Annotated in this window: 14 protein-coding genes; 6 read left to right on the forward strand and 8 right to left on the reverse strand. The window is 44.9% G+C overall.

The features are described from left to right. Positions 1-130 precede the first annotated feature (130 nt). Positions 131-562 (reverse strand): GAF domain-containing protein, encoded by a 432-nt coding sequence (locus MH215_RS19540; protein ID WP_056703666.1) that lies wholly within the window; start codon positions 560-562, stop codon positions 131-133. Between the two features lie 387 nt (positions 563-949). Between MH215_RS19540 and MH215_RS19545 the strand changes: the two genes are divergently transcribed. After that, complete coding sequence (locus MH215_RS19545) at positions 950-1,729, forward strand: Crp/Fnr family transcriptional regulator (protein ID WP_239292923.1); 780 nt, start codon at positions 950-952, stop codon at positions 1,727-1,729. Between the two features lie 111 nt (positions 1,730-1,840). Here the strand turns inward: MH215_RS19545 and MH215_RS19550 are convergent, their stop codons facing one another. The 5 genes from MH215_RS19550 to MH215_RS19570 form a co-directional block, all read right to left on the reverse strand. Then, a complete protein-coding gene (locus MH215_RS19550; protein WP_239293116.1) occupies positions 1,841-2,359 on the reverse strand; it encodes a GNAT family N-acetyltransferase in 519 nt (172 codons plus the stop codon). 20 nt (positions 2,360-2,379) lie between these two features. Next, positions 2,380-3,252: a barstar family protein gene (locus MH215_RS19555; RefSeq protein ID WP_239292924.1), complete on the reverse strand. Its 873-nt coding sequence runs from the start codon at positions 3,250-3,252 to the stop codon at positions 2,380-2,382. A gap of 170 nt (positions 3,253-3,422) precedes the next feature. Continuing rightward, complete coding sequence (locus MH215_RS19560) at positions 3,423-3,578, reverse strand: hypothetical protein (RefSeq protein ID WP_239292925.1); 156 nt, start codon at positions 3,576-3,578, stop codon at positions 3,423-3,425. A 276-nt stretch (positions 3,579-3,854) separates the two neighbouring features. Beyond that, entirely contained in the window at positions 3,855-4,358 is a 504-nt protein-coding gene (locus MH215_RS19565) for a GNAT family N-acetyltransferase (protein WP_239292926.1), read from the reverse strand. A gap of 64 nt (positions 4,359-4,422) precedes the next feature. After that, positions 4,423-4,830, reverse strand: coding sequence for a GNAT family N-acetyltransferase (locus tag MH215_RS19570; protein ID WP_239292927.1), 408 nt, complete (start codon positions 4,828-4,830; stop codon positions 4,423-4,425). Positions 4,831-4,998: 168 nt separating this feature from the next. Here MH215_RS19570 and cdaS point away from each other — a divergent pair, with 168 nt between their 5' ends. The 4 genes from cdaS (at position 4,999) to MH215_RS19590 (ending at position 10,143) form a co-directional block, all read left to right on the forward strand. Then, on the forward strand, positions 4,999-5,628 hold the full coding sequence (gene cdaS / locus MH215_RS19575) for a sporulation-specific diadenylate cyclase CdaS (protein WP_239292928.1): 630 nt from the start codon (positions 4,999-5,001) through the stop codon (positions 5,626-5,628). Between the two features lie 206 nt (positions 5,629-5,834). Continuing rightward, on the forward strand, positions 5,835-6,941 hold the full coding sequence (locus tag MH215_RS19580) for a Glu/Leu/Phe/Val family dehydrogenase (RefSeq protein ID WP_239292929.1): 1,107 nt from the start codon (positions 5,835-5,837) through the stop codon (positions 6,939-6,941). 219 nt (positions 6,942-7,160) lie between these two features. Beyond that, the gene (locus MH215_RS19585) at positions 7,161-9,230 is read left to right on the forward strand and encodes a methyl-accepting chemotaxis protein (RefSeq protein WP_239292930.1); all 2,070 of its coding nucleotides are present in this window, start codon (positions 7,161-7,163) and stop codon (positions 9,228-9,230) included. A gap of 307 nt (positions 9,231-9,537) precedes the next feature. Next, a complete protein-coding gene (locus MH215_RS19590) occupies positions 9,538-10,143 on the forward strand; it encodes a hypothetical protein (protein WP_239292931.1) in 606 nt (201 codons plus the stop codon). 96 nt (positions 10,144-10,239) lie between these two features. On the opposite strand, the gene MH215_RS19595 is transcribed toward MH215_RS19590, so the two are convergent. Then, the gene (locus tag MH215_RS19595) at positions 10,240-11,352 is read right to left on the reverse strand and encodes an LLM class flavin-dependent oxidoreductase (RefSeq protein WP_239292932.1); all 1,113 of its coding nucleotides are present in this window, start codon (positions 11,350-11,352) and stop codon (positions 10,240-10,242) included. A 275-nt stretch (positions 11,353-11,627) separates the two neighbouring features. Continuing rightward, entirely contained in the window at positions 11,628-12,830 is a 1,203-nt protein-coding gene (locus tag MH215_RS19600) for an MFS transporter (protein ID WP_239292933.1), read from the reverse strand. 201 nt (positions 12,831-13,031) lie between these two features. Here MH215_RS19600 and MH215_RS19605 point away from each other — a divergent pair, with 201 nt between their 5' ends. Next, positions 13,032-13,607, forward strand: coding sequence for a TetR/AcrR family transcriptional regulator (locus MH215_RS19605; protein ID WP_239292934.1), 576 nt, complete (start codon positions 13,032-13,034; stop codon positions 13,605-13,607). Positions 13,608-13,636 lie beyond the last annotated feature (29 nt).

Raw genomic sequence — 13,636 nt, forward strand, 5'->3', positions numbered from 1 at the left:
CATACCAAAAAAGAAAGCCACTCAGAGAAGTAATCTCAAAATGGCTGGATATCTATACAAGAACAAATAAAGGCCTTGCTCAACCTTAACAGGCGAAACAAGCCTTTGTACGTAAAGTCTATTGCGCAGGTTATCCACGAATGAGAGGTTCTAGGTCGCGTGCCAGTTGCTGTACTTCGTGGATCATATCCTCTGAAAATGTGCAGGACATTCGGTTACCTACGAGCAACACAGCTTCAGGCAAGCTGCCTGACTGGAAGACAGGTACCGCAATGGCACATACGAGCCGTTCAGCAAGCATGAGCGGACACCTCCCGGGTGTATGCTCTGAACTAGATTGTGCATCTGACAGCGTGGTTCGCCCAGTTCGCAGCGCTGTGCCGACGAGGTCTTGTCCGGGACGCATTTCCATGCGCTGTACACGTTCGTTGCTGGCACCAGACGTATATTTCCAGCGGAGCAGCGTACCAGACAAACAGGCGAGACCGCAGAAATCGCTGGAGGTGTTAAGGCGCAAGCGGTCAATCATCTCCTGGATGCCAGATGGATGTTCATCATGCATGAGAGACACTTCCTTTTAGGGTCATACCGTAGAATCCGGTCGAATGAACTAACGTTAACTAAATAGACTGAGTCATCATAATAATATGAAGATGTATATGTGTTCTTACGTTCATTTCTATTGTAGACCTTTTCCTTCTCCGTGTAATTCAGGGAAAACCCCTATTTCGTTTCTAGATTTTACTGATCATCCTTGCCCAAGTGCCCTCAGCCCAGACCTACTGCGGCATACAATACAACTCAGGTTGTAGGTTTAGCGCCTAGTGTGACTTTTCTCACAGCAAATTCAGGGAATTTATCCGTAAGGTTCAGGTAATCCCCCGATAACCTTTATGGACTTTTCGCGGTAAGATAGATGCATAAGGAAACACGAGGGGGACGATGAATTATGGGTACGGTATTTATAGAAAGAGCAACCCAAGCGACGGAACGAGAACAGACGGAGGGAAGCAAGATGACACAGAGGAATACTGGCGGAATTCTTTCGTTCGTAACAGCCGAACAATGGGCATCGATTGAAACCATGATGCAACCCAAACGGGTGAAGTCGGGGTATAGTCTCTTTCTAGAAGGCGATGAAGCCGGATACCTGTACTTCATTCGTTCGGGACGTGTGAAGCTGACAAAATCCACTGAGGATGGCAAAGAGATTATTTTGTCCATTCAACAAAAAGGCGATCTGATCGGGGAATTCGGTGGCATTGGTGGTCAGATGCACAGCTACAGTGCTGAGATGACGGATAAAGGGGAACTCGCGATTATCTCGCTGAGTGAACTGGAGAGTGTGCTAAGTAAAGATGGCGATCTTGCGCTGAAATTCCTGCAATGGATGGCGCTCGCACAACGTATTACTCAGTCGCGCTTTCGTGATCTGTTACTCTATGGTAAAGCTGGTGCGCTGGCATCGACCCTTATCCGCGCTAGTAATTCGTACGGCAAGATGACGCCAGATGGCATCGTTCTGGAGATGAAGCTGAACCATACAGAGCTTGCTGAGATGATTGGCGCAACCCGTGAGAGTGTAACGCGGATGCTGGGTGCTTGGAAAGAGCAGGGGACACTAGATACACTTGAAGGCAAACTGATTATTCGGGATTTAGCTGCGTTACGGTGTATGTGTGGGTGTCCTACAGTCCCGAGCTGTCCAACAGAGTTGTGCAGAATGTAATGCAATGCAACACAAGTAAGAATAACTGTTTATCTTCATTGGCGATTGGGGTCGTTACGGAGGACGGTTGTTGTACGGAGAAAGGGTCAGCCTGCGGGCTGACCCTTTCTGCTATGACTTCGCCAGAATGGAGTAAAGGAAAGAGTCATGATATTTCCCTTTATAGTACCAGTGTTCTCGCATCAGACCTTCGCGCTCCATGCCGATGTGCAGCATCACCTTCTCCGAAGAGCTATTCTCTGGTCGACATTTGGCGAAGATGCGATGTACTTTAAGTGTGTTGAAGCCCAATTCCAACATCGCACGTGCGGCTTCCGTTGCATAACCTTGGCCTTGATAGCTCGGGTTCAACACATAGCCTAGTTCGGCATTGGTGTCCATGACATGAAGACCAATACCACCAATTAGTGTACCTTCTTGTTTCAGGCATATTGCTAGTTCATAGCCTTCTCGTGGCACTGCTTGTTGTAGCTCGATCACATACTTCACATAATCTTGGGTATCTTCTTCCGTATTCGGTCCCCATGCCGTATGTGTGGTAACCTCGGGTAGCGAAGTATATGTATGAATGTGCTCGCAATCTGACTCTACAATCTCACGAATGATTAATCGTTCTGTTTCTAGCTGTATCATGTGTCACCATCCTTAACCTATTGTAAAATAACTGTGATCCCTTGGCATTCCAGATTTTCAATAATCGTATCATATAAAGGTCTATTCCCTAGTTCCACCTCGAAATCCTCTTCTCCTAAGCGTTTGTTCTCTGCGCGCATCCAGTCAATCTCTCTCTGCCATGCGTTAATATCCAGATATGATCTGGCGACTTGATGATTAGTCCATATTAGGGTAAAAGGGGCGACTGCTCCGAATCCACCATAAGTACAATCGATGAACGAGTTAAAATCCGATCCATAATAGCCACCTGGTCCATTCATGGCTTCACCTAGTGCACAGAAAAAGGAAGCGTAACTAGTAATATATGTACCGTCCATCTGAAATGTCTTTGCCTGATCTTCGTTTATGTCGTTAGTTTTCTCAACAATTTCTGTTGCTATATTCATATTGTTATGGCTCTTCACCACACTTAGCCATGCTCTTCTTCCATTCTCATCGTAGGTAGCCCACTGGTTAAGCGTTGAAGGGAGTGATGTTCTCCATTGATCCCAGATCTGAAGCTCCTGCGCTGAGATCAGACGATGGATGGATACATTCAACTTGAGATCTGTAGCAATTGTAGGGAAACCAAGCTTATGATACTTTGTCGTGTCATGAATAAAAAAACCATGGTTGCCTATCGTGTGATTATCTTTATTCAACATTCCGACATAGGCATATCTTGATAGGGGTTCTTTCTTTTGCAAAATGTACTGTTGGAACTTATACGAAAATACGAAATGCTTCAATATAAGCTGGTGGTAACCCTCATTGAGGTTGATTAATGTTCCATCTAGCCCAACGATATCTGTACAATGTCCTATGATCAGATCGGTTGAATCATCTAGAAGCACGAACGGAAAAGTCATGATCGTGTAACCTCCTTAACTGGTATGAATACATTCTACGTATACAGTTTATGATGGGATTGGTTTACATCCCAAGCATATCACAATACGATAAGACGCAAAAAAAGCCCATGACTGATTCTGTACGAATCGGTCACGAGCTATATTGAACATATCTGTTATATTCTAATCTATTGTGGCTGTTTACATTCCACTACTGGATAAGCTGCGGATAGCTTACGGATGATTTCCTTTTGCCATTTCACATCACCAATGTTCTTTGCCAGGTTTAGAAGATCCAGATAATCATCAAGCTGCAGTGTCGTTTTTTGCAGAGTCGTATCCATTCGATGTTCGTTCCCCTTTATCTATATGATCGTTAATTCATGTACAGTAAACAGAAGAGAGACAAGTTCAAGAATGATAATCATTATCAAACGCTTAATATCATTATGCATGGGTTGAAGGCAAAATGCAATGGCAAGTGCCTTGGTTTTTAGTTTTTTTGATAAAAATTATGATCTACAATGCCCCTCGTATCCGTCCATCAATGAAAAAAAAAGCAACCGGAGATTCGGCTGCTGTTGCAATTTATTTATTGTACATGTGTACTTCCTATTTGTTTAATGATGCGGTTCCTGTCCAATGATTTTTTGGTAACTCGCGATATCCAATCTACGGTCAAATTTATAACCTACCTCTTTGAAATGGGCACATTTCTCATACCCTAGACGCTCGAACAACCGGATGCTTCGTTCATTCTCTGTGCATATCGTTGCTACAAGTACATGGAAATCTAATGCTTTTGCTTGTAATTCAAGTGCCGATAAGGCTTTTGTACCGATCCCACTTCCAACATAGTCAGGATCTATGTAAATCGTTACTTCTGCAGTACCATCATAAGCCTGTTTGTTTTTGTGTTGAGTAAGGAGTGCATAGCCAATAATTACATCTCGCTCTTCAATAACGTAGGTTTGGTAGCGAGGGTGGCCATTCATTACATTGCTTCGCATCTCATCCAAAGTTAGTTCTTCCGTGTGAAAGGAAACGGTCGTATGGCTCACATAATAATTATAAATGGCCTGTAGTCGTGCCAGATGTTGTTCTGAAACTTCTATTAGCTGCATCTCTCCGAACGCTCCTTCTATACCATGAATAGTTGCATCTTATCACAACGTAGAGAGTTCACAACTATAACCTTTTGGTCATTAAAATTTCCAAAGGCTCACCCTCAAGCAATAGGCCTCCCGCATCACGATAACCTAATTTTCGATACAGATGCTGAGCACCTTCATTGGCTAAAGTAGAGGTCATGACCAGTTCAAACCCGAGTTTCTTCATCTCATTTTCCCAGAAAAGAATGGCTTGCTTCCCGAATCCTCTGTTGCGATAGGGTTCATCAATCCAGATCATATTCATAAAAGGGGTATTGTCCCAGAAATAGCTGTGCCGCATCCAGCCAATGAGTTGATCCTCATCATTTTGCAGCATATAAATCTCATTGCCTCTGATCTTGGGCAAAATCAAGCTTTCTACGATATGACGATCATGCTCTCGAATATATTCATAGTGCGATTCTGTTGCTGCAATAATTCTCATTCTACGTCCTCCACGAAATAATGATGTAATGTAAATATTATACAATGGTTTATTTATATGAGGAAGTAGAGTTGTTGTTGTACATAGAATAAGGTGAATAGATCACCTATGTTACGGGAAACGTATAGGGTAATTATGCAGAAGACGAAGACGAGGAGGCAACGATCCATGAACCAGCGGCAAGCAGACTGTGACAGTTCTTCAATGAGACAAAAGTTAAAGGGGGATCTTCATCGTGTGGCGGAACGCATGAACATAACATTATCCCGTTTTGACAATGATCATGCCTGCTTGCTGGGACAATTCGCTGAGATTCGAGCCGAGATCAAGCAGATCGAGGTGTTAGCCTCATCGTTTTACCTGGATTGTTATCTGTCTCCATTCACTGAAAAGTTTGCCGAGCTCTCAGCCAGTGTGCAGCATCTATCTGATCGAAGATACGGAGCACTCATTGTGATTGAACGTGAAACTTCACTTGATTCCATCATTCATTCGGGAGTCGCTGTAGATGCGAGAATAACGCATGCCTTATTGGAGTCGATCTTTATACCTGGTGCGCCATTACATGATGGGGCTGTGTTAATTCGGGGCAACCAGATTGTATCCGCAGGAAATGTATTACCATTATCACAGGTTGAAGTACATGAGCGTAAAATGGGAACTCGCCACCGGGCAGCTCTGGGGCTTAGTGAGGTCACAGACGCCGTGGTACTTATTGTCTCAGAGGAGACAGGGCAAGCATCCTTCGCAATAGGTGGGGATCTGCATCCGATTAACGTCATTGAAGTCCTTTCCTGACTTTCTCGATGACGAACTTAAAGATCATAAATGATGCACACCTTTTTCCCTGTTAAGGAGAGAAAGGTTTTTTAATGATAGGCTGATGCCTTACATCGTGATGTGATTTTGCACAAACTTCGTATTCATATGTACAATAGAGAGTGGTCAACAGACAGATCTATAGCGATTCAGGTCGCTAATTTGGTTAGAGGAGCGTTATAAATATGAATTGGTTTGAAGCAATGGAGCATCACGATTATGAGCAATTGGTTCTGTGCCAGGATAAAGCCTCCGGGCTAAAAGCCATTATTGCAATACACGATACCACACTTGGACCTGCACTAGGCGGCACGCGGATGTGGACATATACATCAGAAGATGCAGCCATGGAAGATGCTCTGCGGCTCGCAAGAGGGATGACATATAAGAATGCAATATCAGGTCTCAACCTTGGTGGTGGCAAGGCGGTCATCATCGGTGACCCACGGCGTGATAAGAATGAAGCGATGTTCCGAGCATTTGGAAGATATATACAAGGGTTGAATGGACGTTATGTCACCGCAGAAGATGTGGGTACAACCGAGGAAGATATGAATCTTATCTACCAAGAGACGGATTATGTTACGGGCATTTCTCCAAGCTACGGTTCGTCAGGTAATCCATCTCCTGCAACGGCGTGGGGTGTATATCGGGGGATCAAGGCAGCAGCTAAGGAAGCATTTGGCACGGATCTACTGGAAGGCAAAACGATTGCTGTCCAAGGTGTGGGGAATGTAGCCATGCACTTATGCCAATATCTAAACGAGGAAGGCGCCCATCTGATTGTGACAGATATTCATCAAGATTTGGTAAAACAAGCCGTAGACCGTTTCGACGCTAAGGCTGTCGACCCAGCAGACATCACCGGAGTAGAGTGTGATATCTATGCCCCATGCGCATTAGGTGGGACAATTAATGATGATACCTTGAAACAGCTCAAGGCTAAAGTGGTGGCAGGTTGTGCCAACAATCAGTTACTTGAGCCAAGGCACGGTGACCAGTTGCATCAGATGGGCATTGTATACGCACCGGACTACGTCATTAATGCGGGTGGTGTGATCAACATTGCCGATGAATTAAACGGATACAATGCGGAAAGGGCATACAGTAAGGTGAGCCAGATCTACAACACGCTGGAAAACATCTTTGCCTCGTCCCGTTCGGAAGGTATCCCGACATATGTGGCGGCAGATCGTCTTGCTGAACGCCGAATTGAGATGATGAAGAACACACGCAGTACGTTTCTGCAAAATGGACACAATGCGTTAAGTTCCCGCAGATTGCGTGGATAATTCGCGGTAAGTAACAAGATAAGGACTCATTAAACTGTCTGATACGTACGAAAACATCCCTTCACATGTACCAGTGTGAAGAGGTTGGCTCGTGTATTTAGACAGTTTTTTGATTTCTTTTTATACAGATAATAGACATGTACATCAAATTCCCACTTCAATATACCGATAATGAATGTACATCGTTCAGATGGTTCATGAAAGTGGGGGAAATCGTAAATGGGGAAAAAGAAACAAGGCTTGTTTTATCGAATTAGAAATGTCTCGCTGAAGGTTAAGCTACCGATTATGTTAAGCTTGTTAGTCATATTGGTGCTTATGGGAACAACCACAGCAACGTATTTTGTCTCATCCAAACTAGTAGTGATGAAGAGTGAGGCAGAGATTAATGGCATGTCCGATCGCCTTGGGGAAGGGTTATGGACAGCCGTACAGCTTCAACAGCAGATGAGTCACGCGATATCTGTACATAATACGTTTAAAGAGATGCTGGAACTGCGTAATACCAACAGCATGACGGATGAAGAGTTTTTCTCGGATGCCAATCCGTACTTTAACAAAGCAAATACGATTTTGACGAACAGTGTATCGGATACAGTAGTAGCTAAGCCTAACCTGTATTTGCTGGATCAAAACGGGATTATGGTAGCGTCAACGCAGACCGAAGTCATTGGCCAACCGCGAGATGACCGCGAGTATTTTCAGAAGTCTATTAAGGGTGAATCATTTATCAGTGATGCGATTGTATCTAAGCAAAGCAAACAACTGGTGATCATTTTCTCAGAGCCCATTCAGGATGACGAAGGTAACACGATTGGTGTACTCGCGATGTCAATGGACAGCAGCTTTTTCCTAGGCCAATTGGGCAATATCCAAATTAATGGTGAGGGTAAGATTGAAGTGCTTAGCCGCAGCGGCACAATCATGTACGATTCGGTCGATCCGACCTTGATTGGACAATCGCTTGCAGAAGATCAGAATGTGCAGGCACTTCTTCAAGAAAAGGCAACAGACGAAGTGAAGATTACGACAACCACGATTGATAACACGTATTATCGTGTTAACCAGATCCCTGGTGCTGATCTTCTTGTTGTTGTTATTGACAGCTACGACGATATTAAGCGTCCGATACAGGACATGCTCCAGCAGATGTTGTGGCTTACGTTGCTCGCCATTGTGATAGCAGTTGGAGTCGGCATGTTAATCTCTCGCAATATTACGAAACCGATTGTTAGACTTACAGGTTTGTTCAAACAGCTTGCCCAGGGGAATCTGACGGTGAAGGCAGAGGGCAGGTACAACAGTGAGTTCAAGGATCTGGCAGACAGTTTCAATAGTATGGCTGAACAGAACAAGAACCTTATTACCAATATGGGGCAATCTATCACTGTTCTACAAACGAGCACACAGGAACTGGAGGATACCTCCAAACAAACTGCTCGATCTGTGGATGAAACGTCTGCTACGCTAATGAGTATAGCGCAGGCTATGGAGGCTCAATCGGAGGATACGGAGCAGATTGCAGGTAAATTTAACAGCTTCGGCGATAAGGTAAATGCTATGAATAGCAGTGCACAGGATGTAAAGGCACACGCTGATGAAATTGAAAGTGTGTTCCACAATGGAAGTGAAGTCGTCAATGAACTAATGCGGATCAATGAGATGAACGAGCGGGAAGTGGAGAAAATCTCTGAGATTACGGTCAAGCTGCAGAATAGTTCAGGCAGTATTAGTCATATTACAGAGGCAATTAGCCAGATCGCCAAACAGACGAACCTGCTCGCATTGAATGCCTCCATTGAAGCTTCTCGGGCTGGAGAGCATGGTAGAGGATTCGCGGTTGTAGCAGAAGAAATCCGTAATTTGGCAGAGCAGAGTTCCCGACAATCGAAAGAAATTTCGAGCATTATTACCCAAAATCTAGCTGATGTAGCCGAGAACAATCAAAGTGTTGCGGAAATCCATACGATCTCGTCTAGGCAGGATGAACTTGTTATTCAGACTCGCCAGGCATTCGACGTGATCTTGGAGAAGGTAACGGAGATCAATGAACAGATCGCTGCGATGGCAGGGCAGATGCAGGAGATGATACAGAACAAGGACGATGTGCTGGAGTCAGCGCATAGTCTGTCGGCATCAGGGGAGCAGGTATCTGCTTCGGTTCAGGAAGTCACAGCGACAATGATGGAGCAATCAGCAACTGTACAGCAACTGGCGAACATGGTGGATACCATCGACCAGTTAACACGTAATTTGGCTGATGCTGCTGGCAAGTTCAAGGTTGAGTAAGTAACGGAAGCAAAATCAAAGCGTTAAAGAAGAGCGTTAGGATACATGAATGAAGTCAAAGAAGCCCCTTGTGCCAGTGCCAGTTAGATTGGCAGGTCAAGGGGCTTCTTTGGGTATATCTACACTTTTTACAAGAGAACAGAGAGAATAGAAGAAGGTGAGGAGATGCACAGATGCACGGGGTTCAAGTGGAATCATTAATAAATGGTATATAATTGGGATATTAAGCTAAAAAGCAGTATAATGTTTATATATAAAAATTGTAAATATGGGTGATTACGGTTATCTATATAGAAGGAGGTCTGAGATGAGACGACATTGGATGTGGCTAATGCTTACGGTTCTTATCACGAGTGTATTAATGGTAGGATGTACGTCATCTACAACGACTGAAACGAGTACAGAAGCGATGGAAGAAACGATAACAACGCCTATCGAAGTGGATAATGAGGTTCCAAAGGCAACAGATCAGGATGAGCGGGCAGCGCTCCAGACTGCGAAAGAGTATAAGACTACTGAATTTGAAGTAAATGAAAATGATGAGAAAAGCGCAACAACGATGGAGTCTGCCCTAGCCAGGGGAGAACTGATCAAGCCGTTCCTGACCGAGAAGTACTTCGAAAAACAGATGGCTGATCGCAATATCGTTTTGCCTCTTATGGTGGCTTATAAAGAGCAGGTGAAACTGCGTGGAGAAAATATGAATTTCACGTTGAAGGAAAATAGGGGCGATTCTCTTCTCGTGTCATACACGCTAGATCTTATTTTCATAGATGATCAGGGTAAAGAAGTTCGCAACATACCGCTCGAAGGTGAGCTTACTTTCCTGTTTGAGAACAAGCAGTGGCTCATTGTAGACGATACCTACAACATCAGGGAGCTTCAGGAATTAGTCTACGATTATGGTAACTAATTGTGGGGATAAGGTTCAGAAGATAAGGCGGGGGGCGATTCAGACGAATCGCCTTATTTACGTTGAACAGGAATGGCTTCTGGATTAGAGGGGAGATTAGACCTGAAAGATCGGAGAGATGGCAGGGGGTGCCGATTGAGTGGGTGTGGCGGGTTGCTGAGTTAAGATCGGGGCATTGTCCCAGACGGAGCTGGGCAGTTCCCGTCGTAATACGGGGGCAACCTCCTCAGCGAAACGCTCTAGCTGCTCCAGTTGCTCGCTATGACTGAGTCCATCGACACTAATACTGAGCACCTGATGTCCGTAGGCTACGTGATAATTTACGATTTTCTCAACAACCTGATCTGGACTACCAATCAAGACAGGACCGTTCGCGATGTTATCCTCCAGATCCTTGAAGGGAGACTGGTTATGTTGTACAGAAGCAGTAGCATGGAATGCATCGTAATAGGGCTTGTATCTGTGAATGGCTTCTTCTCGCGTATTGGCGAGGTACAAGCTACCAGCTCCAGATCCAATCACTGCTCGCTTGGCATCATGACCATAATGATCGAGGCGTTCTCGATAATGATCAATGAGTGCTTTGTATTTGGCCTGAGGGTGGAACGAGTTAGATGTGAAAAGCGGTTCACCGTACTGCGCTGCAAGCTCCGTTGATAAAGTACTCGATGCGCTACCATGCCAGATCGGGATGGACTGCTGTAGTGGACGTGGTTGAGTGGTTACTTTGTCTAGTGGCGGACGGTATGTGCCTTCCCAGGTCACTTCCTCCTCTGTCCATAGACGCTTGAGCAGACGATAGCGTTCACCCAATGAATCCCACTGCTCTTCCTCTGTGATCCCAAACAGCGGGTAATGCCGAGGATCATTGCCTTTCCCGATAATCATCTCCAGCCGCCCGCCGGATAACTGATCCAGTGTGGCATAGTCTTCTGCGACACGCACAGGGTCAAGTACACTGAGTACTGTAACGGTCGTTAATAGACGGATGCGAGAGGTAGCTGCGGCAACTGCCGTCAACACCACAGGCGGAGAAGAGGAGAGGAAAGGTGCACCATGTCGCTCGCCAATTCCGTATGCATCAAATCCCAGCCGTTCTGCCAATCTGGCCTGTTCCAGAATGTTCTGGAATTTCTGCTGTGCCGTAAACGCTTCTCCGGTGATGGCATTGGGCAGATTCATCATGAGGCTAAATAACGCAAATTTCATCTGACCCTCTCCTTGATTGAAGTAAGAAACGATTACATTATTATATAATCCAATCCGAATAGTGTGGTATGTAAGTTGATATAACTGTAACATGTTGTCCGTGTTTCTTCTAATGGATTTTTTCTATAAGCAAATGTTCGCTCTGCTGTACTGTTTAAGATCAAGCTTCTTATCGTTGTTGGTTCACTCTTAATAAAAGAGCCGTTCATCGTTATGACGATGAACGGCTCTTTTCGTGTGTAACTACAGAAGGAAGTGTGTCATTGACCTTTGAATTAGCGTGTGTTCTTTTCCGTAAAATAGTACAAGAAAGCGAGAAGTGGCATAGCAATTCCAATGATAGATGTTAGTGCCCAGCCCCCATAGGCATAAGACCAACTTCCGATAGATGAGCCAGCAGCTCCGCCGATAAAAAAGATCGACATGAAGATCCCGTTGATTCGTCCTCTCGCTTCATTCCCTAAAGAATAAATGACGCGTTGCCCAAGCACGAGATTTCCGGATACGGCCATATCTAAGGTGATAGCTGCAATGAGCAATACAATCAGAGCTGTTGTGGAGTTGCTTTGGAATAGATAAGTTATCGCAAATGACAGTAATGCAATCACCATTGCAGCACCCGTAAGAATCCGGGTTAACCCGCGATCGGCTAGTCTTCCCGCAATTGGTGCTGCAATCGCACCGCCCACACCGGCTAATGCAAACCAGGCAATACCTTGCTGTGACATATTGAAGTCATTGGCAAGTCGCATAGGGACTGTCGTCCAGAATAGGCTGAACGCACCAAACAGACTAGCTTGGTACAATGCTCGGCGACGCAATGGAGGGAGTTTTTTCAATAAAGTACCTAGAGAAATGATGAGTTGTCCGTAATTTAAATTAGGCTCTGGCTGACGTGCAGGGAGCGTGCGGGATAGAAGGATGGTCAATAGCGCAATCATGATGGCGGAGAAGATAAATACGGCTTGCCAGCCCCAGATGCTCGTAATAAAGCTTGCTACGGGGCGAGCGAGCATGATGCCGAGCAGTAGACCGCTCATGACGTTACCTACGACACGTCCGCGTTGCTCTTCTGAGGTCAGATAAGTGGCGTAAGGGACTAGAATTTGAGCTACGACAGAGCCTAAGCCAATGAATAGCGATACTATTAGGAATAGACCCGATTGAGGAGCGAATGCGGCAATAATCAGAGCTAGGATCAATACGAATAAAGAAGATGTGGCTAAACGTCGATTCTCAATAATGTCGCTGAGCGGTACGATAAATAACAGCCCTATCACGTATCCCAATTGGGTTAAGGTCACAATAAGCCCGGAAGCGGCAGAAGATAATCCTGTTGTCATGCTGATCGGACCCACTACGGTCTGAGCATAATAGAGATTGGCTACGATTAAACCGCAAGCGGACGCGAGAAGCAACACAATCCATGGTGAGAGCGTAGGTTGAGCAGAAGTTGTTGAAGCTTGTTTGGTTGGCATGTTTATCATCCTCCGAGATTAAGATGGGAATCAGTTTGTATCAGCTTAGTCGTAAAAAGTTAATTAGTGAACGCTTCGTACACTTATTGTTGATAAATATATACTAAACGTTTAGTATTGTAAATAGGAATTTTTCAATGAACTGGAATTTTAGTATGATGTATCGTGGATACATAGATATTGCACCGAGGAGGAAACCGAATGACTGGCAAGAGAGGACGGCCTCGTAATGTCGAAACACAAAATGCAATTTTGACGGCAGCGTATGAACTGCTTTTGGAGCACGGATTTGCATCGGTTACGATTGAAAAAATTGCAGAGCGAGCACAGGTTAGTAAAGCAACGATATATAAGTGGTGGCCTAATAAAGGTGCGGTTATCATGGATGGATATATGCACGAAGCAACGGCGAGGCTACCTGTACCTGATACAGGCTCTGTATTTGAAGACATAGAGCTTCATGCGTCGAATCTATCTCGTTTTCTGACCAGCCGTGAGGGGAAAGTGATTACAGAGATTATTGGTGAAGGCCAGTCCGATCCAGCACTTGCGGTGGAATACCAGACTCGTTACATTCAGCCAAGACGACGCGAGGCATGGGGGATTATTGAAAAAGGTGTGGAGCGCGGAGAACTGAAATCGGACTGTGATATTGCGTTATGTATCGACTTGGTCTATGGCGCTATTTTTTACCGTATGTTAGTTTCTGGTGAACCAATAGAGGATGGTTACGTTAATCGTGTAGTAACTTCATTATTCGACGGCATACAAAAATAAGTTGACATGGATATCGAATTGCCACTGTT

It is taken from the genome of Paenibacillus sp. ACRSA (assembly GCF_022346845.1).
In the GTDB taxonomy this organism is placed as follows: Bacteria; Bacillota; Bacilli; order Paenibacillales; family Paenibacillaceae; genus Paenibacillus.

What these genes read in the sequence shown, in the direction of transcription:
- MH215_RS19540 (WP_056703666.1), bottom strand. Translation starts at nt 562, where the DNA reads ATGCATGATGAACATCCATCTGGCATCCAGGAGATGATTGACCGCTTG.
- MH215_RS19545 (WP_239292923.1), top strand. Translation starts at nt 950, where the DNA reads ATGGGTACGGTATTTATAGAAAGAGCAACCCAAGCGACGGAACGAGAA.
- MH215_RS19555 (WP_239292924.1), bottom strand. Translation starts at nt 3,252, where the DNA reads ATGACTTTTCCGTTCGTGCTTCTAGATGATTCAACCGATCTGATCATA.
- MH215_RS19560 (WP_239292925.1), bottom strand. Translation starts at nt 3,578, where the DNA reads ATGGATACGACTCTGCAAAAAACGACACTGCAGCTTGATGATTATCTG.
- MH215_RS19565 (WP_239292926.1), bottom strand. Translation starts at nt 4,358, where the DNA reads ATGCAGCTAATAGAAGTTTCAGAACAACATCTGGCACGACTACAGGCC.
- MH215_RS19570 (WP_239292927.1), bottom strand. Translation starts at nt 4,830, where the DNA reads ATGAGAATTATTGCAGCAACAGAATCGCACTATGAATATATTCGAGAG.
- cdaS (WP_239292928.1), top strand. Translation starts at nt 4,999, where the DNA reads ATGAACCAGCGGCAAGCAGACTGTGACAGTTCTTCAATGAGACAAAAG.
- MH215_RS19580 (WP_239292929.1), top strand. Translation starts at nt 5,835, where the DNA reads ATGAATTGGTTTGAAGCAATGGAGCATCACGATTATGAGCAATTGGTT.
- MH215_RS19585 (WP_239292930.1), top strand. Translation starts at nt 7,161, where the DNA reads ATGGGGAAAAAGAAACAAGGCTTGTTTTATCGAATTAGAAATGTCTCG.
- MH215_RS19590 (WP_239292931.1), top strand. Translation starts at nt 9,538, where the DNA reads ATGAGACGACATTGGATGTGGCTAATGCTTACGGTTCTTATCACGAGT.
- MH215_RS19595 (WP_239292932.1), bottom strand. Translation starts at nt 11,352, where the DNA reads ATGAAATTTGCGTTATTTAGCCTCATGATGAATCTGCCCAATGCCATC.
- MH215_RS19600 (WP_239292933.1), bottom strand. Translation starts at nt 12,830, where the DNA reads ATGCCAACCAAACAAGCTTCAACAACTTCTGCTCAACCTACGCTCTCA.
- MH215_RS19605 (WP_239292934.1), top strand. Translation starts at nt 13,032, where the DNA reads ATGACTGGCAAGAGAGGACGGCCTCGTAATGTCGAAACACAAAATGCA.